Origin of the sequence: Pseudomaricurvus alkylphenolicus (assembly GCF_011683955.1) — a bacterium.
Taxonomy (GTDB): Bacteria; Pseudomonadota; Gammaproteobacteria; order Pseudomonadales; family Cellvibrionaceae; genus Pseudomaricurvus; species Pseudomaricurvus alkylphenolicus.
Genome location: NZ_JAAQPI010000011.1, coordinates 298,887 through 318,547 on the forward strand (window position 1 = coordinate 298,887; position 19,661 = coordinate 318,547).

20 protein-coding genes are annotated in these 19,661 nt (G+C 53.5%); 11 read left to right on the forward strand and 9 right to left on the reverse strand.

From position 1 onward, the window contains the following. Positions 1 to 13 precede the first annotated feature (13 nt). Complete coding sequence (locus tag HBA55_RS25250) at positions 14 to 337, forward strand: PilZ domain-containing protein (RefSeq protein WP_166997141.1); 324 nt, start codon at positions 14 to 16, stop codon at positions 335 to 337. Between the two features lie 5 nt (positions 338 to 342). Here HBA55_RS25250 and HBA55_RS25255 read toward each other — a convergent pair whose 3' ends face one another. Both HBA55_RS25255 and HBA55_RS25260 read right to left on the reverse strand, forming a co-directional pair. Beyond that, entirely contained in the window at positions 343 to 1,464 is a 1,122-nt protein-coding gene (locus HBA55_RS25255; protein ID WP_166997143.1) for an acyltransferase family protein, read from the reverse strand. 172 nt (positions 1,465 to 1,636) lie between these two features. Continuing rightward, the gene (locus HBA55_RS25260) at positions 1,637 to 1,939 is read right to left on the reverse strand and encodes a hypothetical protein (RefSeq protein WP_166997145.1); all 303 of its coding nucleotides are present in this window, start codon (positions 1,937 to 1,939) and stop codon (positions 1,637 to 1,639) included. Between the two features lie 92 nt (positions 1,940 to 2,031). On the opposite strand from HBA55_RS25260, the gene HBA55_RS25265 reads away from it, so the two are divergent. The 6 genes from HBA55_RS25265 to modC all read left to right on the forward strand — a co-directional run bounded on the left by HBA55_RS25265 (position 2,032) and on the right by modC (position 8,362). Continuing rightward, a complete protein-coding gene (locus tag HBA55_RS25265; RefSeq protein ID WP_166997147.1) occupies positions 2,032 to 3,303 on the forward strand; it encodes a cyclic di-GMP phosphodiesterase in 1,272 nt (423 codons plus the stop codon). Positions 3,304 to 3,337: 34 nt separating this feature from the next. Next, positions 3,338 to 4,021: a hypothetical protein gene (locus tag HBA55_RS25270; protein WP_166997148.1), complete on the forward strand. Its 684-nt coding sequence runs from the start codon at positions 3,338 to 3,340 to the stop codon at positions 4,019 to 4,021. Positions 4,022 to 4,024: 3 nt separating this feature from the next. After that, positions 4,025 to 5,734: a BamA/TamA family outer membrane protein gene (locus tag HBA55_RS25275; protein ID WP_166997150.1), complete on the forward strand. Its 1,710-nt coding sequence runs from the start codon at positions 4,025 to 4,027 to the stop codon at positions 5,732 to 5,734. Between the two features lie 62 nt (positions 5,735 to 5,796). Beyond that, on the forward strand, positions 5,797 to 6,570 hold the full coding sequence (gene modA / locus HBA55_RS25280) for a molybdate ABC transporter substrate-binding protein (RefSeq protein ID WP_166997168.1): 774 nt from the start codon (positions 5,797 to 5,799) through the stop codon (positions 6,568 to 6,570). Next, positions 6,567 to 7,268 carry a molybdate ABC transporter permease subunit gene (modB, locus tag HBA55_RS25285; RefSeq protein ID WP_166997170.1) on the forward strand — a complete coding sequence of 234 codons (702 nt, stop codon included), beginning with the start codon at positions 6,567 to 6,569 and terminating at the stop codon, positions 7,266 to 7,268. The genes modA and modB overlap by 4 nt, the downstream gene beginning before the upstream one ends. Beyond that, entirely contained in the window at positions 7,265 to 8,362 is a 1,098-nt protein-coding gene (modC, locus tag HBA55_RS25290) for a molybdenum ABC transporter ATP-binding protein (protein ID WP_338109456.1), read from the forward strand. The genes modB and modC overlap by 4 nt, the downstream gene beginning before the upstream one ends. Here the strand turns inward: modC and HBA55_RS25295 are convergent. From HBA55_RS25295 to HBA55_RS25310, 4 genes are all read right to left on the reverse strand, one after another. Then, a complete protein-coding gene (locus HBA55_RS25295) occupies positions 8,359 to 9,123 on the reverse strand; it encodes a substrate-binding periplasmic protein (protein WP_166997172.1) in 765 nt (254 codons plus the stop codon). The genes modC and HBA55_RS25295 overlap by 4 nt on opposite strands. Before the next feature lie 211 nt (positions 9,124 to 9,334). After that, complete coding sequence (locus tag HBA55_RS25300; protein WP_166997174.1) at positions 9,335 to 10,033, reverse strand: DUF2182 domain-containing protein; 699 nt, start codon at positions 10,031 to 10,033, stop codon at positions 9,335 to 9,337. A 110-nt stretch (positions 10,034 to 10,143) separates the two neighbouring features. Further along, positions 10,144 to 10,821, reverse strand: a complete 678-nt coding sequence (locus HBA55_RS25305) for a DUF1326 domain-containing protein (RefSeq protein ID WP_206019961.1) — start codon at positions 10,819 to 10,821, stop codon at positions 10,144 to 10,146. Between the two features lie 39 nt (positions 10,822 to 10,860). After that, the gene (locus tag HBA55_RS25310; protein WP_166997176.1) at positions 10,861 to 11,154 is read right to left on the reverse strand and encodes a hypothetical protein; all 294 of its coding nucleotides are present in this window, start codon (positions 11,152 to 11,154) and stop codon (positions 10,861 to 10,863) included. A gap of 126 nt (positions 11,155 to 11,280) precedes the next feature. Between HBA55_RS25310 and HBA55_RS25315 the strand changes: the two genes are divergently transcribed. Both HBA55_RS25315 and HBA55_RS25320 read left to right on the forward strand, forming a co-directional pair. After that, positions 11,281 to 12,198, forward strand: coding sequence for a hypothetical protein (locus HBA55_RS25315; protein ID WP_166997178.1), 918 nt, complete (start codon positions 11,281 to 11,283; stop codon positions 12,196 to 12,198). A 393-nt stretch (positions 12,199 to 12,591) separates the two neighbouring features. After that, a complete protein-coding gene (locus HBA55_RS25320; RefSeq protein ID WP_166997180.1) occupies positions 12,592 to 13,272 on the forward strand; it encodes a winged helix-turn-helix transcriptional regulator in 681 nt (226 codons plus the stop codon). Positions 13,273 to 13,275: 3 nt separating this feature from the next. Here HBA55_RS25320 and HBA55_RS25325 read toward each other — a convergent pair whose 3' ends face one another. Beyond that, positions 13,276 to 14,271, reverse strand: a complete 996-nt coding sequence (locus tag HBA55_RS25325; RefSeq protein WP_166997184.1) for a carboxymuconolactone decarboxylase family protein — start codon at positions 14,269 to 14,271, stop codon at positions 13,276 to 13,278. 450 nt (positions 14,272 to 14,721) lie between these two features. On the opposite strand from HBA55_RS25325, the gene HBA55_RS25330 reads away from it, so the two are divergent. Then, positions 14,722 to 15,912 carry a family 16 glycosylhydrolase gene (locus tag HBA55_RS25330; RefSeq protein WP_166997186.1) on the forward strand — a complete coding sequence of 397 codons (1,191 nt, stop codon included), beginning with the start codon at positions 14,722 to 14,724 and terminating at the stop codon, positions 15,910 to 15,912. A gap of 10 nt (positions 15,913 to 15,922) precedes the next feature. Here the strand turns inward: HBA55_RS25330 and HBA55_RS25335 are convergent, their stop codons facing one another. After that, positions 15,923 to 16,123 (reverse strand): hypothetical protein, encoded by a 201-nt coding sequence (locus HBA55_RS25335; RefSeq protein ID WP_166997188.1) that lies wholly within the window; start codon positions 16,121 to 16,123, stop codon positions 15,923 to 15,925. Between the two features lie 482 nt (positions 16,124 to 16,605). Between HBA55_RS25335 and nhaD the strand changes: the two genes are divergently transcribed. Then, complete coding sequence (gene nhaD, locus HBA55_RS25340) at positions 16,606 to 17,853, forward strand: sodium:proton antiporter NhaD (RefSeq protein ID WP_166997190.1); 1,248 nt, start codon at positions 16,606 to 16,608, stop codon at positions 17,851 to 17,853. Here nhaD and HBA55_RS25345 read toward each other — a convergent pair. Continuing rightward, positions 17,844 to 19,616, reverse strand: a complete 1,773-nt coding sequence (locus tag HBA55_RS25345; protein WP_166997192.1) for an amidohydrolase — start codon at positions 19,614 to 19,616, stop codon at positions 17,844 to 17,846. The two genes, nhaD and HBA55_RS25345, sit on opposite strands and share 10 nt — an antisense overlap. Positions 19,617 to 19,661 lie beyond the last annotated feature (45 nt).

A 19,661-nucleotide genomic window follows, 5' to 3' on the forward strand; every position in this document is an offset into this window, starting at 1 on the left:
ACTGGAAGTAAACATGCAGACGGATGAGAGAAGACGGCATGCGCGCCTGAGCATTGACTGTGAGGTGGCCTTGCAGATCAAAGAGGAGTTTATCCCATGCCGGGCATCCAATATTGCCGCCGGCGGGGTGTTGGTGCAGCTGTCCGATGACATACCGGCGATATTGCAGTTGGGAGATCAGGGTTCCTGCTGGATGGACTTCGGTGATGAGCATCTGGAAGCGGCTTTTCGCATTGCTCGTATGGCGGGGCGGTATCTGGCCCTGCGGTTTATCGATTTACAGCAGCCTCAGCAGGAATTTTTGGAGCAGTTGGTGGCGGCCGGCGAGCCCTCCTGAACCCTTTAGCTTTTTCCCAAAACGGTCGTCGGCGGTGCAAATCCAGCCGCCAGCTGCTTGCCCAAGCGATTACTGGGCAATTCAATCAACCGATGCATGGTGTAGGCCAGCACCATGGCCGTAGTCAAGGCGATCACCAGAGACTGCTCGTAAGACAGCTGCAAGTCCATGAGTATTCGCATCAGGCTGTAACCAACCAGCGAATGCACAATATAGAGCGGATAACTGATGTTGCCGAGTTGATCGAGCAGGAGCTGAGGGCGGAAATAACCTCGAAGCGTGTACGCCAGTAAAAAAATGGCAATGGCATAGCCATAGTTAATGGTCACAGCGGGAAATTGATGTTCCAACATCCCATAGGCCCAGGTGATGCTGTTGATGCCTGAAAGTGCCAGCAGGTACAGAGCAAACGCGAGGTGAGACAGGCGGGCACTGTAGTGATAGTAGAAAAGCACTCCAATGAGCATGTAGGAGATATACAGCATTTCTGTTGTAAACGCTCGCAGCCAGGAATTGGTGGGTTCATGACTGAAAAAGTGGATAAGCGGTGTGTGGAACCAGTGCAACGCGAGAGTAACGAGACTGATGACAAACAGTGGGTAGACTCTCTGACGAACGATCAGCGGAGCGATCAAGGCCATTAAAAGATAAAATTTGATCTCGATGGCGAGGCTCCAGTTGACCAGATCAATGCTGCCATAGCCGGCATAGTTGTGAATCAGCAGCAAATTGGAGATCAACTTATTCCAGTCCATCTGGAAGTCCTGGCCCCAATACAGCGCCGACAGGGCAACAATGCTCAGACTCGCCAAACTGCAGATTACATAAGTGGGGTAGATACGGAACAGCCGGGCGAGCAGAAACGGAAGTCGGCGACTCTTACTGATCGAAAACGAGATAACAAAACCGCTGATCAAAAAGAACAGCGAAACCCCCAGAGGCCCCAACAAGTAATAGGGCTGAAAGGCCACGGCGACAATGGGCGGGATATGGGCCTCGAGAGGGGGTGAAAAAGTGACCTGCGCAACAACATCTCGCATGCCCCAATAGACTCCGATCAGGTGAGAGGCGACGACCAGCAGGGCGGCGAGCCCACGCAGCTGATGGGCGAAGATCAATTTTTGCACAGTTTGACAGGGCTCCTAGCGTTTCTGCCGGTGCATTTTCCGCTAGAAGCATCGGAATTGCTATGGTCTTATGTGGAATGGCTTTATGTGAGTGGCTTAAGCGACAGACGCAGTGCGGAGATACGGTTGTTCAGGAAACGGCAGGAATCTGATGAGCGTTTCGGGTGTGGTATCAGCTATGTTCCAAGAAGCGTGAACGATTGGCAATTGCCTGCTTTTTAACCTGCAGCTCCTGTTTGGCGGCACGCAGCGACTCATAGGCACTGGGGTGGTTTTGCAGTGCCTGAATGCGAGCGGTCAGAAAATCCACGTCCGCCTGCAAGGATTCCATAATGGGGTCGTTTGGCATTTGCCACTCCGAGAGCTTGTCCTTCATTACCTGAATGTCCCTGTTAACCACACCATGATAGGCAATATGCAGCCGGAGAACAGTGGCGTAAGTCTCTACCTCTTGTGAGATATATCTCACAAGCATGGTTAGTGGCCAAGGAAGAGGTTTGGCGCGTAAATCTCCATTTTGAGACCTGGTTAATAGTTTCCGTACGCAGGACCGTTAAGATAAGAGCCATGAAATATCGCGATCAGATACCTCTAAGCTTAGCCACGCAGCGGGACCATACCCCGTCAGATGGTCGCACACGCAAGATTCATGTCTCCAAGCTGGCCATTGGCATGCAAATTTGCCAGCTGGACCGGGATTGGCTCGATACCCCCTTTCTGATGCAGGGTTTTACCGTAGAGACCCAAGAAGACGTCGATACTGTTGCACAATATTGCGAATACGTCTGGATCGAAGCCCTGAAAGAGCACTACGTTCCTCCTGCCGAGCAAGGGGAGCTTGCGGCGGGCACACGCAAACAGCGGTTTATCAAAAAGGTTTCAACTCAGGACCAAAACCGACAGGCTCTCGGCGTCTATCGCGAAGCCCGTCGAATCACCCGCTCGCTGATGGATGAAGCCCGCCTGGGGCGTGCGCTTAACTCAGAGCAGGCCAAGGGCGTCGTCAGCGACTGTATTGCCAGTATTCTGCGTAATCCCGATGCCCTGATGTGGATGTCCCGCCTGCGCAGTGAAAGCGAATATATGGCCGAACACAGCCTTAAGAGCTGCATTCTGGCGGTGTCTTTCGGGCGTCACCTGGGCATGAGTGATGAGGACCTCCACAAGATCGGACTCTGTGGGCTGCTGCACGACGTTGGCATGATGAAGGTGCCTCCGAGAATTCTACACAAGCAAGGTGTCCTGACCCCGGCGGAGTACAAGCTGGTCAAGGCCCATGCGCTCAATGGCCGCAATCTTTTGATGGGGGCGCCGGGTTTTTATCATGGTGTTGTGGATGTGGCCTACAGCCACCACGAGCGCCTGGACGGCACGGGCTACCCGAGGGGCCTAAAGGCCACGGGTATATCACAATTCACCCGTATCATCAGCATTGTTGATGCCTACGACGCCATGACCACCCATCACGGTGGCAAAGCCGCCAAAACCTCAGTGGAGGCGCTTAAAGAGCTGCAGGATAACTCCGGAACCCAATTTGATGCCGATCTGGTGGAGCGATTTGGAGAAATGATAGGCCTGTATCCACCGGGCAATCTGGTGGAGCTCAATAACGGATGTGTGGCCATCGTACTGGACACCAATCGCGAACAGGCCCATTTACCCAGGGTTCTGGTGGCACGCAATGCCGTCAAAAAGCGTATCAAGGAACAGGTACTGAACCTCGCCGATATTGACCGGGGGCGCCTGGACCCTTCGTTCAAAATTGAGCGCCGCCTGCAGGACGGTAGCCACGGTATTCGTCTGGACTACTACAAGAAGCAGCGCAGCCTGCGGATCTAAGCTATAACCAGTTATATCAACTGGATATTGGATCATGCCGCTTAAACATCTGGCGCTGTTGGCTTCTGCGTTACCTTTTGTTGCCGTTCACCTGTGTTACCTGCTGTCTGCCTGGCAGGGGCATGTAGACTGGTGCGTGCCTTATCTGCAGGGGTGCACCTCCATCAGCGGGGGCGGACGTCATGGTGCTGCCTATTTCGTATTCAAAGGCTTGATGATTCCCGCTGCCGTGGTGATGGGGGCCTATTGGTTTTGTTATAGTCAATGGCTCAAGCTGCTGGGAGACGACTCAGAGGCCCAGCGGCGAACTCTGATAGTGTTGGGAGTGGTGGCGTCCTTGGGGCTGATTCTCTACACCTGTGTGCTGGGTTCGATCGGTGATATCTACCGCACGCAACGAAGGATTGGTGTCATACTCTATTTTGGATTGACCTACGTCGCGCAATTGCTGGCAACGCGACGTTTGGCGCGGCTGAATATTACTGAACTCGCCGGCGTCTATCAGAGCCAGCTGGTCGTCTGTCTTTTGATGCTGCTATTGGGGCTGGCAAATCTGTTTTGTGAAATTTTCTACGACCACTACGATGAACTCGATGATATTTTTGAGTGGAACTTCGCATTGCTGATGATCATCTTTTACTTTATCAGCTACTGGGGCTGGGGGCGTACAGCGGGCGTCCTGAAGGTACAGCTCGAACGATGGCCGCTGGGCCGATAGCCTGTGAAACTCGTGATCCGAAAGTTCATAGCGACGCTGTTGCTCTCTGCAACCATCAGTACCTTAGCACAGGAAGCAGAAATCAATGCAGAGCTTGCGCAAAGTTGCCAGACGCTGGTGGCAGAGGAGCAGCTGTCTTTTGATTTTTCCCGCCAGCAGCGTGAACTTGTTCCGCAGAGCCTTCCTGCAAATGCCGAAGTTGGCAACCTGCAGTTCAAGCGTCTGCCCATCTTTAATCCTCACGACCCTAAAGAAAATAACTGGCTGTTCCTGGGCTTCAATCGGCTGCATGTCGAAACCAAGGAGCAAACCTTATCGCAGCAGCTATTGATACAACCTGGCGATCCCTATCAGCCGCGTTTGATTGAAGAGTCGGAACGGTTGCTGAGGAAAAACACCTACCTGTATGACGCCCAGGTATTTCCCCATCGGATTTGCGGCAACGCGGTTGATTTATGGGTTCTGACAAGAGATGTCTGGACATTAACGCCCGGAATCTCCCTGGGGAGGGCGGGCGGCGTAAACACCAGTGGCCTTTCATTAAGCGACTCCAACCTGATGGGATGGGGCAAGCGCGTGGGGGTGGCGAGACGCGATGGTGTGGACCGCAAGGGGTGGCAAATCGAGTATCGGGATCCCAATGTGTTGGGTAGCCGCTGGACGCTGGATTTGCTTTACGCTGACAACGACGACGGGCGTCTGGAGAAGTACAGCCTGCAGCGCCCGTTTTACGCGTTGGATACCCGCTGGCGATTCGGGTTGAACGTGTTGCAAGATGAGCGTGTGGATAAACTCTACGAACGGGGCGACAGCGTCTCAGAGTTTCGAACCACGGAAAATCAATATCAGATCAGCGGTGGTTATTCACCGGGGCTTGAGCGTGGCAAAACGATTCGCTACGGCTTGGGCTTTGAGTGGTATGAAAGCCAGTACGAGCCAGAGCCCGGCGAGGTGGTCCCCGATCCTTTCCCCGAAAATCGCACAGTCAATCAACTGTGGTTCAGCCACGAAGTCATCAAAGAGCGCTTTGCCAAAACCAATAACCTCAATCAGATCTATCGCACTGAAGACATCAATCTTGGTCCGCAATGGCGATTGAAGTTGGGATGGGCGGATGAGGCCTGGGGCAGTGATCGCGATAGGTTGCTCTACGACCTCAACTACGAGAACGCCTGGCAGATTTCTGGCACCGATCTGTTGTTGTATGAGTTGGAGTTGAATGGCGGGTGGGACACAGAGCAGGACGCAAGCGACGATATTCAACTGGATACACGACTGCGTTACTACCACGAAAGTGACCCAAATTCGGGAACCTTTGCCGAACTTAGCCTGGGGTACATCCGCAATCCGGCCGGTCGCGAACAACTGTTGTTGGGGGGCGAGGAGAACCTGCGCGGCTATCCGTTGCGCTACCAGCACGGCGATCGCCGTTTCCTGCTGACACTGGAAAAACGCTACTACTCGCAAAAACACTGGTGGCGGCTGTTCAGGTCGGGCGCTGCCGTGTTCCTGGACGTCGGTCGAGCCTGGTTTCCGGGGGAATCCGGCGGAGATGCCACAGGAGTGCTAAGCAATGTCGGATTCGGTCTCAGGTTTGCCTCATCCCGCGCCGAAACACGTCGTATTCTGCATGTAGATGTGGCTTTTCCGCTGCGAAGACCGGATGACGTCGACAGTGTTCAAATTCTGTTTAAGGGCAAGCAGGAGTTCTAGATCTTGTTACTTCCCATTATATGATGCAGTATGCCCCGGTTGCCGATAGAGACCCACTGCCCATGCTGTTGAACCGATGGCTTTGCCTGTTGTTGACCTGCTTTCTGGCAGGAACGGCGCAGGGCGAGAGGATTGATGTTGCCGTTGCCTCTAATTTTATGGCCCCTATTAAAGAGTTGTCGCGAGAGTTCGAGCGGGACAGTGGCCACAACGTCAGATTATCGTTCGGATCCTCTGGCAAGTTCTACGCGCAAATCCGTCACGGAGCTCCCTTTCTGGTGTTCTTCTCAGCGGACCAAGCCAAGCCCCAAGCGCTGGAAAGCGCTGGACTGACCGTGCCTGGCAGCCGCTTTACCTATGCCATCGGCACGTTGGTTCTATGGTCTGCCAAGCCCGGTTTCCTTACCAACGGTCAGGAGCGCTTGGCCAGTGGCGAGTTTAATCGGCTGGCGTTGGCCAACCCCAGACTGGCGCCCTACGGTGTCGCGGCAATCGAAGTATTGGAGAGTTTGAAACTTACGGCCGCGACGCGACCCAAATGGGTTCAGGGGGAAAACATCTCGCAGACGTATCAGTTTGTCAGCACGGGCAATGCGGATATCGGCTTTGTGGCGCTCTCCCAACTCCAGGCTGATTCCTCTTTTCGTGATTCAAACGGACTCAAAGCGTCTGGTTCGTCTTGGAAAGTCCCTCAAACGCTGCATCGCCCGATCCGCCAGGATGCAGTTTTGCTAAAACGAGGTGAATACAGTCCTGCCGCCCGGGCGCTGCTTGAATTTATTCGTTCGGAAAAAGCCGGAGCCATTATCGTCAGGCAAGGTTATTTGTTGCCATGAATCTTTCCCAAGACGACCTGGCGACACTTTGGCTGACGCTGCAGCTGGCGACAACGGTGACCGCGATTTTGCTGATTGTTGGTACACCGATCGCATGGTGGCTGGCACGGACTCGGTCCTGGTGGAAGGGGGTCGTCAGTGCAGTCGTGGCTCTGCCCCTGGTGCTGCCCCCCACCGTGCTGGGATTTTATTTGCTGCTGGCGATGGGGCCTGAAGGCGCAATCGGGCAGCTCACCCAGGGCCTCGGGCTAGGCACTTTGCCCTTTACTTTTTGGGGGCTGGTGGTCGCTTCCGTGCTCTACTCCCTGCCATTTGTTGTCCAGCCGATACAAAATGCGATGGAAGCTCTGGGAGAGCGACCATTGGAAGCGGCGGCCACTCTCAGAGCCGGGCCCTGGGATCGCTTTTTTACCGTGGTGGTCCCGATGGCAAGACCGGGCTTTTTAACCGCAGCGGTGCTTGGCTTTGCCCACACGGTGGGAGAGTTCGGTCTGGTTTTGATGATCGGCGGTAACATCCCCGGAGAAACCCGAGTGGTGTCGGTACAGATTTATGATCATGTCGAGGCCTTGGACTATGCCCATGCGCATGGGCTCGCGGCCATTATGGTGCTGTTTTCCTTTCTGGTGTTACTGGGACTCTATGGCGTTCAGCGTCAAAAAGGCACCTTCGGTTTAACTTACGGAAAGAATCGGTGAGCATCTCAGACTGCCCTTCTGACACAATTCAGGCGCGTTTTGCGCTTCAGCGCCAGGGTGACTTTTGCCTGAATGTCGATGTGACGGTGCCAGCTACGGGTGTTACCGCAGTATTCGGTCATTCCGGTTCTGGTAAAACCACCTTTCTGCGTTGCGTGGCGGGGCTGGAAAAGCCCGACGACGGGTACCTCAATGTAAAGGGAGAAGTCTGGCAGGGGCCCTCTCGATTATTACCCACTCACCGGCGCCCCTTGGGCTATGTGTTTCAAGAGGCCAGTCTGTTTCCGCACCTGACGGCAAAGGGCAACCTGGACTACGCCATCAAAAGGGCGTCCGATGTTTTTGACGTCGAACTCTATGATCGCGTGCTTGAGGTGATGGGAATCGACAGCTTGCTGGAGCGACATCCCCACCAACTGTCGGGAGGCGAGCGTCAGAGAGTGGCCATTGCCCGGGCTCTCTTGATTCAGCCGCGTCTGCTGCTGATGGACGAGCCTCTGGCGTCACTGGATATGGCCAGAAAACAGGAGATTCTGCCGTATCTGGAGCGTCTGCACGAAACTTTCGATGTGCCAGTGCTCTACGTGAGTCATTCTGTCGACGAAGTTGCAAGACTGGCTGATCGCACTCTGGTTTTTGATCAAGGCGAGGTGGTGGCCCAGGGGCGCTTGGCCGACGTGTTTTCGCGCATCGATTTACCACTGGGGTTTGGCGAAGACGCGGGAGTAGTGCTGCAGGGGAAAGTGGTGGAACGGGATTCCCAATGGCACCTCGCCCGCGTCGGCTTTGAGGGCGGTGAACTTTGGGTGCGAGATGGAGGTGACGCTCTTGGTCGGTCGGTCAGAGTGCGCGTGCTTGCCAGAGATGTCAGTCTGGCGCTTGCCTGCCACGAGGACTCCAGCATCCTCAACCGATTGCCAGTCACAGTGTCGGAAATCGCTGCCGACAAGGATGAGGCTATGGCGATGGTGCGCCTGCAATCGGGAAAAGAATATTTGATTGCGCGGATTACTCAGCGATCCCGGCAGCGACTCGGGGTTGAGCCGGGCCGGCAGCTGTGGGCGCAAATCAAATCCGTGGCGATCGTTCGCTAAGGATCTGCCTCAATATTCAGTGAGTCCCTTGCCAAACTGTTCATCTTTTCCAGATGAACATCGGTCAGCTTTTGCAGAATATCTGCAAAATCAGGTTGGCCGATCAGTCGATCAAGCGCGGGCAGGTACCGTGCGCGACTTTCGTGCACCATAATGGGAACAGCAGCAAAGGTTTCTTCGATGGCGGTGGGTCGAACAATATCGGAGTAACCCATGTGAGCGGCCAGCCACAAAAACGGAAACCGATTACCAATAGCCGCGTCGCATCGACGATGAGCCAGCATTTTCATCATGGTCACTTCTGAGCGGCTCTTTACGGCGTGCACCGCACCAGCCCGCGTCAGGCGATCAAACTCACCATACACATAACCCTCGTGGGAACAGACAAGACGTCCTTTGAGATCATGGGGCGTCTTCCACGAGCGGTCATCATCGACGCGCACAAACAGGGTTTCGGTGTAAGGAATGGCCGGGCGGCTGAACCTTACCGGCATGTGGGCTGGCAGCCACTCGCGTTTCATCAAGTCCATATCGACGGTGCCGGAATGAAAGGCTTCGGCCAGGCGCTTTCTGGGCACATCGATAGCCTCGAAGCGTATATGCCGATCACTCAGTGCCAGGCGCACAAGATCCAGCATCACCCCGACCGGTTCACGCTTGCGGTCAAAATAATAGTAAGGGGCAAAGCTGTTTTCACCGTAACTCAGTTTGATGGTTTCAGTGGGGCGGTGACCCGCCGAAACACCAGTGCAAGCAAACAAAAGCAGAGCACTTATCAGCCCTGTGCGGAACCTCGGCCCGTGCCAAAAGTTGAACATCGCCATGTCGCGAAATACTACATACATCATTAAACACGTCATTCCCTGATACCCCAAGATTGAGTGGGCAGAGAAGAAAAAGCAAGTGAACTTTGGTATTAGGAATATCGTATGTTGAATTGGGTGCCGAAGAGCTCAATTTGGTCTGGGTATATCAACCCAGCAGCAGGTAGCTGCCATAAGCAGTCAATAGAGCGGCGGCAGATAGCTTTATCACATTGCCAAAGCGGACCAGCTTCTCCACCAGCACATAAAGTGTCAGCAACAATACCCACCACAGATTCATGACCCCGCCTACAAACAGCAATAACATCAGTGCCCAACAGCAGCCTACGCAATAGGCTCCGTGTTGCAGACCCATTTTCAAAGCTCCTTTGGCACCCGGTCGGTAATGGCTGGCAATAAATGCTGCGGGCATTTGGCAAAGGCGCAGGCAGTTTTCTTTCCAGGGGGTGAGTTGATACAGGCCTGCCAAAATCAACAATGCGCCCGCCAGTATATGGCTTGTGCTGACCAGTATAGGTGAGAGCAGGGCGAGAGATTCCAGGCCGTATTGCAAGGCGGTAGCCAGAGCGCTGAACAACGTCCAAACCAATAGATACCCGGCGATAAACAGCGAGAGCTCTTTAGTCAAGTCGTTACGGTGGGAGGGCTGATTATCGCGGTGTCGGGAAACTCGGGCGTAAAGCAGTACCATGGGTGAGGCCGATGGCATCATCATGCCCACCATCATGATGCTCCACATCAAAAAGGTCAGCAGGGTTTCCGTCAGACTCCAGGGCTGAAATTGGACTTGCATCCTGGCGCGTCCCACCATGTCCATAGAAGCAGCCATGTCCATAGACGAGTTCATGCGAGAGGCGTCCCATAGTAAATAACCCCAAGAGGTCAGTGTTACGACGGTGATGGCGGCAATAACGAACCAGCGATCCTTCGCCAGGAGCTTTTCTATTGCAGCAGTCTTCAGCTCATAACTCCATTAGTACCCATGTGGATACGCGCAAAATGTGCGTGGGACTTCTGCCAGCTGAGTTCGATAGGGCCGGCGGTTTCTACGGTGCTGCTGGCATAATCCGCCTGCAGGTATTCAAATCCGTGAGGGAGTGAGACGCGGGCGATGTGTTCCTCTCCAGTGACCGGATTGGTGATGGGCTCAATCATGGCCTTGATAAAACCCGCAGCTCCAAATTTACCGCGACGGGTCGCAGCATCGCCGTTGTAATCAATGCTGGTAAATACCGGTTCATGAACCTTGCTGTAGGTAGCGGCAAAAACATTAAAGATGGTGGAGCCGGGTTCGGTTTCCAGGCCAGACATGATCTGTAAAATAGCGTTGCGTTGTTCCTCCGATGCTCGTTCATCGACAATCGGTAAAACCTCGCCATCGCCTTCGTGAACGGCACCGGGCCATCGGAATACACCCGCGAAATGCAAACCGTTCAGGTTGGTGTCACCAAAGTGCCCTTTTTCAATATGAAACACCACAGCGGCCTGGCAGTTGCCATGGGTTGGCAGGGCGTTAAATTGGCAGGGGCAACCCCAATCGCAATTGCAACTGCTGATCTCCGAGCCTTCGATTTCCCAGTCCGCATAAGCCATATCTGTGCCCTCCGACACGACCCCAGAACCGGTTTTAATCATAGATCAATCCGAGTGGCCATCTGAGTACAAAATGGAATATTAACCGTGTGGTTTATGATGCCGGGTTTCGTTTTCGAGAGCTTTATCGCTGATGTCCTTACAGAGTTGCACCATGCGCAGTACCACCTGGCGATAATCGGGATTACGATCGGCGATGGGCTTGATCGACGTGATATCCGTCAATGTATCATTTAAAAAAATAATATCGAAGTCATTAAGCCGTTCGCCACAATAGACCCGGTCTTTTAATCTCAAGGCCCGGGGAATGCATTTCTTGACCAGCTGATCCATCATAATCCGGGTCAGAATGGGGTCATGGGTTGACTCGTCCATGGGGAGCCGCCCGCAGTTGAACCAGAATCTAACAAGTTTAGCAGTATCATAGGTGGAGATATCCCTGTGTGGCAAACTATGGCAAGCTTTAAACTTGCCGATGCATCTAAGATGAGGTGATCTAACGTGAATCTCAATACCTGCGGCCAGGCCTCTTTTCAGTGCCTGCTATTACTTGTGAGCCTGATGGTCCTGAGTGCGAACGCGGTAGAGCCTCAGCCGGGTCAGATCTACACCGGCGGGACGCTCATCTCAAGTTCTGAACTCGGGGTTGGTTTTAACATTCCGCAGGGCTGGCGGGGAGCGCTGGCTCCCTCCGGCGAAAGCTTTCTGATGGAACCCGGCGATGCCGGTGCGACCTTATTCGTTGTCGCAGACAAGCTCTCTAAAGAGAAGGCCTACACCCAACTGCAGGGGCCAATTCCCCTCAATGATCGGGTACAGCTAACGCTGGATGGTCCGATCACCCGTTCCGGTGGAGACCTTTCGGCCCACTACAACGTCGCCTATCAACCTCAATACAGGGCGCGGGTGATGGCCACAACGACCAAAGCGGGTACATCAATAGCTTTCTTTCTCTTATCGCGAAAAGACGCCCTGGAAAGCTACGCGCAGCAGCTTGAAAAATCCTTCACCAGTCTGACGGTATCGGCAGCTACCAAGTCTACCGCCACCACTCAGGATGCGGCGACAGATTCAGACGACACCTGGGCGGGTTACCTGAAAGGCAAGCATATTGTCCGTTTCTATACGACATCCGGCTACACGGAAGAGCAGCACATTTGGATGTGCAGCGATGGCCGTTTCCGCAGAAGCTTTGACAGCGGCGGCTTTGGTGGCGGAACCCCCGGTGCGTCCGGTGCGTTTCAGGGGCATTATGGTGGCCGCTGGCAAGCTAAGGGGCAGGGCGAGTACGGACAGCTGTTGTTGAGCTTTAACGACGGTCAGGTCAGTCGCTATGAGCTGCGTTGGGATTATGGCAAAAACCAACTCTTTCTCGACGGTAAACGTTGGTTGCATGACAAGAATAATCTCTGTCAATAATCGACCTGCTTAGAAAGCAATTTTTACTGCTTTGAGTAAAAGGATGTGCGGTGAAATTTGTGATCTTCTCTCGTGCATTTGCATCGATCCTGCATTGCTTCCAGTTGCTCAATTCGTTTCTGCTGTGCTTGGGATGTTTCTGCAAAATAGCTATGCGAATCACAAACGAGTATGTCGATCCAACGCTTGACGACCACTTTTATCTTTACCAAAAGTCTGTATCTCATTGTAGAAACCTCCGGGTATGGAACTGAACTCAGGGTGCGTGCATTTGTGAACTCAATCTAGTACAGAAAGTGTACTTAATGGATTCGGCACAGTGGTTTACAATGGCGGCAGCACACCAATATTGCCTATTGGGAGCACACCAACGTCTTCCTGGGAGGGGCTGGAATGTCGGGATACGGTCAATATTGTCCTGTGGCGAAAGCCGCTGAGGTTTTAGGTGAAAAGTGGTCAATCCTCATACTCAGGGAGCTGTGCATAGAGGACCAGACATTCAACGGGCTCAGAAAGGGAATGCCTTTGCTTTCTCCCACCTTGCTTTCCAAGAGGCTCAAATCCCTTGAGCACAACAATGTGATCGCAAGAACCAAAACCGGCAAGGGAGTTTATTACTCATTGACAGATGCCGGAAGCGAACTCAAGGAAATGATTATGCAGCTGGGTGTCTGGGGGCAGCGATGGGTGCGCAGTGATTACAGCGACGGCGATCTGGATGCCTCCTTGTTAATGTGGGATCTGCATCGAAGCGTCAATACCGATCCATTCCCCATCGAACGCAAAGTCATTCAATTCGAATTCTATGGGACAGCTTCCAGGCAGCGTTTTTTCTGGTTGGTTGTGGAAGACCAAAACGTGGAAGTCTGCATGAAGAGCCCAGGCTATGACGTAGACTTATCGATAAAGGCAGACCTCAAGGCATTCACCACGTTTTGGATGGGTGACATGTCATTCACACGGTTGGGCAAAGAAAAGAAACTGAGCGCAGAAGGTGATGCACACCTAAAGCGCTCTATGAAACACTGGTTATGTTGCAGTGCGTTTGCCGACGTCAAATCCGCGTCGGCATAATCTTTAAGCGACATCTGCCATTGGTACGAGGTGGCGTCCGGTCTGTATTTTCTGGACGACGATCTGGGAAAACCTTCTGGCCGCGGAAAATGACGACCAGGCGAGAATTCGAATAAATCTCTCCTCGTCTTTATCGTTGCCCAACACATCGTTCACCATATCGTTGGTGACGCGATAGGAGGCTTTGCCGACGACGATTGCCAAACGCGCGATGGCTTTGTCTTGCCCTTCCAGGCCTGCAATATCCTGCTCTATCCAGCTGCTGTCGAGCGGCATCATCTCGCCGTTCCATTTGTTCAGCGAATGAATAACCTGTCTTCGGACTTTCGGCGAAATAACCTTTGCGCCTTCTTGTTCGGCGGTCGCGGTCCATCTTGCTATGGCATCAGCAACTCGTGGATTGGATTTCGCCCATTGCAAATCCGCCGGCAGTTCCGCTTTCGGTAACAGTGACAAAGCACGGCCAGGCTCCAGCGATAGTTTTCGGGTAGACTCGAGCTCGTTACCAAAAATCTTTAGCGCCCACGCCTTTATTCTCTGCAATCCGAAGGGAGCAGGCACCGGTGAATCTTCCATGACGACATGGCTGAAACGGTTAATGTCGCTCATACCCATCATCGTGCCAATGACCTCCGGCAATTGTTCATCAGTGAATGGCGTTCTGGCTATGCCGTCAAGGTCAGAAGTGGCAATCGCCCTGACCCATGCCAACCTTTCTTTCATAATATTGTCTGATGAATCGAAAGTACTTTGTGAGAATATGTCCCCGGCAACGCTGTGATCACCTGCGGCATGGACCAGGCTGATAAGCATATCTTCGCAGTAGGGACAGTCATTTAGCTGTGACAATACCGCCGAAATCGCGTCTTTTGTGGTGCGGTCCACCTTGTCTTCAACCAGCATGGCCTCACGACCACCGGTCCAAATGGCAGCCATAAGTTCTGGGACTTTTGAGCGGCTTGTCAGGGAGCCGTTCTTAAAAAAGTCTTCGCGAATCATATTGTAGACATCGCGAGTGAGTCCTTTTGCCGTACGAGTCGGCACCGCAGAAACGTAACGCATGGTTTGAACCGAAAGAGTGTCAAATAACCAGTATCTAAGTGTTGAGGGTAACATCGTCTTTCTCCAGAAAAGGGTTCAACTGAACTTCGATACCGATACTAGGTCGCCAAGCCGATAGCGACTAGTACAAAAAGTGTATCTATGTCAGGTCTGATGGTTGGTGTATCGGTCCGGGTTATCGTGCGCAAAGTCCGCTTTGTCGTTTTTGCAGTTGGATTATCTTCTCAACACTGCACTTTTATTGAATAGTCAACGCCCTGCCAGTGCCCGGGATAAAAGAAAGCCATAGGCGCCTCCCAGTCCGGTAACGCTGCATACACGGCCCGTAATAACGATAAGAAAATGACGGTGCCTTACGAAAATAATTATTAAAGGAAATAAGCGACGATGAAGACCTTCCCTTCAGATTTGTTCCCCCCGGTTTCCCTGACACGCAGCTTTGTCCTTGCTGGCGCATTGCTTGGTGTGTCTTTCGAAGCGTCGAGCCAATTGCTGTGGAGTGATGAATTTGACTCCGGCTCTGCACCAAACAGCGCAGTCTGGTCATACGACCTCGGCGCCGGTGGCTGGGGCAACAGTGAACTGCAGACCTACACGAACGATGCCGCCAATGTACGGGTTGAAGGGGGTAACCTGATCATTTCTGCCCAGGAGCAGATCCTCAAAGGGGGCCGGCGCCAGTTCACCTCCGCTCGGGTGAAAACCGAAAATAAGCTGACGTTCAAGTACGGTACCATCGAAGCACGAATCAAAACACCCAACGTTGCTGACGGATTATGGCCCGCATTCTGGACACTGGGGAATAATTTCGGTGAAGTCGGCTGGCCCGATTGTGGAGAGCTGGATGTCATGGAAATGGGTTCAGCGGCCGCTATTTCTGAGGGCGTGGTCAATCGTCGCGTGAGCTCTACTGCCCATTGGGAGCATAATGGAGGGCATGCGAACTACGGGCTCAGTTTCGACTATCCAACGGACCTCAACGGCAGCTTCCACGTCTACCGTATGGAGTGGACGCCAACAGAGGTGTCCACATACATTGATGACAACTGGATTTGGACAATTGATATTTCCAGCGCTTCCTGCACCGATTGTACGGAGTTCCATCAACCGCACTTCTTTATTCTCAATATGGCCGTCGGCGGCACCTTTACCGGTCTGACCCGTGCAAATGATATCTCCGCCCCCATACCTGCGGAAATGGTGGTGGACTATGTGCGCATTAGCGACAACGGATACACCGTCCTCGGTGGCTCTTCCCTGACTCCCGAGGCGGAGTTCACGCATGTTGATTCGATCGTGCCAGGTTCGTCCGGCGGCGGACCAAACAAGAAAGCCACCGCTGATGTGATAGTTCTCGACGAAACCGGCGCACCGGTTGATGGCGCTACCGTGACGGCAACGTTCAGTGGCTCACACAACGAGACCATTTCGGCGGTGACTGATGCAAATGGTGAGGCCAGTCTGATCACTACGGTCAAGAACCGCTCTGTAATGTTTCAAACCTGTGTGGATGATGTAAGTCACAGTTCGATGACTTACGATTCCGGGGCCAACCTAGAGACTTGTGATAACTACTAACAGATCGCCATCAGGCTCGTCTTTGAGACAGTGACATAACTTCCCTGGCCAGCGCCAATGGGTCATCCGCCTTATTGTCGTCCAGTATCTGTACCTTCAGCCACCAGTGTTCATTGACGTTAAACAGTCCGCCGTTGCCGCGGCGGTCTGGCAGGGGGTTCCCTTGGTGGTCACAGAATGTTCCGCGGTTTCTGCGTCGACACTCAAACATAATGGCTCCGTCCCCAGGCTACATCTCCGGGTAAATCAGTTTACGGTTAATTTATGTTCGCGGCTAAGGTCCGTCTTTTTATTGTCGGAGGGCTGGATCAATCCGGCTCTCTAATAGGAAGTTTAGCGGGTGGGATCCATGTTGCTGGCGTACCCATCCATGCTGCCGATTGGCAGGACGGGAAGTATAACGGCAGTGGCGCGAATGTCAACACTTGGTTGATTTGTGGTCAGTTGGTCTTGTGTTTTGGCGGGTGGAGTTTCAAAAGAGGCACTTTTTTTCATAACTGTGGAACTAACCCCGAAACCCCCGGTCATAGACTACAGATTTCATGACTCTCTCCTCATGACTGCTTTGGCCCCGACATTGATCGGGGCTTTTTATTACCCCAAGTTTCAAGTGCTCTTCAACCAAAGTCGAATTGACCCGGACAGTGGGTCCTGGTTGTATGCGTGCCGTTAATTCCTTCGGATGCATGCCATATGATACATACAATTTTGATAGGTCTGGCGGTTTTGGCCTTGTTAAGTATCGTCCTGGAGGAAGTGATTCACGTCAACAAAGCCAAAACAACTTTGTTTTTTGGCTGTCTATCCTGGCTTATTCTGTTTGTTGCTGCGGGCACTCCGCAGGCTCAACACGAGGTCAGCTTGCAACTGGACGAAAACCTGCTTGAAATTGCGACGCTCTGGTTGTTTCTCATGTCTACCATGACGTTCGTTGCCTACCTCAATGCCAAAGGCATGATACAAGCGTTGGTGCAGCGTTTGTTTCCGCTGCAGTTGACGCTGCGAAAACTCATGTTGCTGGTGGCGCTTTTTGCGCTGGTGTTGTCTGCCATTTGTGACAATGTAACCGCCACCTTGGTGGCTCTTGGTTTGGTTCAATCCTTCAATCTGGAAAAACAGGATAAGTTAAAATTAGCGGCACTGGTGATTTTCGCAGTCAACTCAGGTGGGGTTGCCCTGATCACCGGAGACGTTACAACCCTGATGATCTTTCTGGAAGGGCACGTGAGCATGTCCCAGCTGCTGGTGCTCTTGGCCCCAGCAGCGGTCAGTGTGCTGGTGTTGGCCCTGTTGTTCTCACTCCGCAGTAGTGGGTGGGTATCTACGGAGGCAGTGCAAAGGCGCTTTGATCGTATTGATGTGGTCATTGCCGCAATATTCTTTGCGACAATTCTCTCCACCATGATGTTCAACGTTTTTTATGGCGTCCCCCCCGTATTGACATTTCTACTGGGACTCTCGGTTATGTTCCTGGTGGGCAGAATGGCGAACACGGATAATGAGCAAACCCGAATTCTCGAATACATCCGTCAAATTGAATACGATACGCTGTTATTCTTTCTGGGAATTCTCCTATTGGTCGGGATGCTGAAGGAAGTGGGTGTGCTGACGACTGTGGCGGCACTTTATTCAGAGTATGATCCGCGATATTCCAACTACTTGGCCGGCGCTATCTCTGCGATTCTGGATAATGTGCCGCTTACAGCGGCTTTGTTGAAAGCCTCTCCGGAGCTGGTTACCAGTGAGTGGCTGGCCTTGACCTATGCTGTTGGGGTTGGGGGTTCTTTGCTGGCAATCGGCTCCGCCGCGGGGATTATTGTAATGAGCAAAGTAAAGGAGCTGACGTTTGTCAGCTACCTGCGCTACACGCCCATGCTGCTGGTTGCCTACAGCGTTGGTTACGGCTGCACCTTGGCTATTGCCGAGTACCTTTACGGATAGAATGGTTTCACTTCGGCAGTAGCCCCCAAACTCTGCCGCACCTGGTACACAGGTTCACCGGCAAGATAGGTAGCCGCCACCCGACGCTGGCGAATGCTGGCGTCAAGCGGTCGTGGCAGTGTGCCGTCAAGAATGACAAAGTCAGCCCACTTGCCCAAGGCAATACTGCCAATTTCGCTGCCCCAACCGGTCATATTGGCACCCGCCTGGGTGTAAGCGAAAAGCGCCTCATCGAAGGTCAGGGCGTTGTGGGATTGCCAGGGTTTGCCGCGACGCTCGCGTAACACCGCATCGCCAAGTTGTGACAGCGGGTCGAGCATGGCTGTGGGCCAGTCGCTGCCCAGCACCAGATTGACACCGTTATTGAGCATCGATTTCCAGGCGTAGGCATGGGGCTCACGTTGGGTACCGATACGTTCGAGGATATAGTCACCGGCGACTCCGTGATTGGGTTGCATGGAGGCAGTCACATCCAGCTTGTGAAAACGCTGCGTGTCTTCGGGATCGAGCACCTCAATATGTTCAATGCGATTGGGGTAGGCAACCCTGTCCGTCGAGGCGGCAAAGGCATCTAGGGTGTGGCTGACACTGCGATCGCCAATGGCGTGCACCGCCACGGGAAAGCCCTGGCTGTTGGCTTGAGCAACCATATCCCGGAGAATGGCCTGGGCGAAAAACGGATCTCCCAGCAACGACGGGCGATCGCTGTAGGGAGCCTTGAGCGCTGCCGTGTAGGTGGAAAGCACGCCATCGTAAGCCACTTTGACGTAGCCAAACTGCAGCAGCGGACCTTGAGGATCTCTGCTCTCATAGGCCGACACCCGCTCGCGCACCTTATCTCTCTCCCCGGCGAAGCTGCGCATCAATTCGGCTGGCGGTCTGGAATCACCATCCTCTCCCATATTGGCAAATGCACCAAACCAGACCCGTAAGGAAAGCTCGTCGCGCTCCATCAACTGCAGATACTGCTGCAACTGTTGAGCACTGGCCATATCGTGCACACTGGTAATACCCATGCTGTTGACGTAGCGCACCGTGTCCCGCAGCCCCAGTTTCATATTGCGGGCATTGTCCGCAAAGGGCGCCGACGCCATCACCAGTCCCATGGCGGTTTCTTTCAAGATGCCACTCGGCTGGCCGCTGCTGGCGTCCTTCACAATTTCACCGCCTTCAGGGGATGGTGTGTCGGCGGTGATGCCGGCCAACTCCAGTACCTTGCTGTTGACCCAGGCGGAATGGTAATCAATATCCCGGAGCATAACCGGGCGGTCTGGGACTATTGCATCCAAGTCTTCTCGGGTGGGCAGCACGCCGTTTTCGCCCAGGGTGTAGTCCCAGCGGCCTCCTAGCAGCCACATTCCCGGCGGCAGTTTGCGGTCCGCTTCAGCGATGGCGTCCAGCCACTCTTGCTTGGTTTTCAAACCATAGAGATCCACGCCCTGAACCAGCTCAATACCCAATTGCAGGTGGGTATGTCCGTCCACCAGCCCAGGAATCACCGTCTTGCCCTCCAGGTCGACCACCCGAGTGTCAGCCCCGATCAGGGCCTTGACCTCGCGCTCGGAGCCGACACGGATAAATTTTCCATCCTTTACCGCCAGAGCCCGCGCCCTTGCCTGTTCGGGGTTGGCCGTGCGCACGTCGGCGTTTACCAGCACCAGATCAGCACTGGCCAGCGCTACTGAACTCAATCCCGCTAACAACACCCCCGCCGATACTCGTTTGAGGGTGCGCAACAGTTTGAAATGATTTCCTTTGTTCATAGCAATACCACAATGTCACAGTTGTCCAGACTCGCTGAACCACTT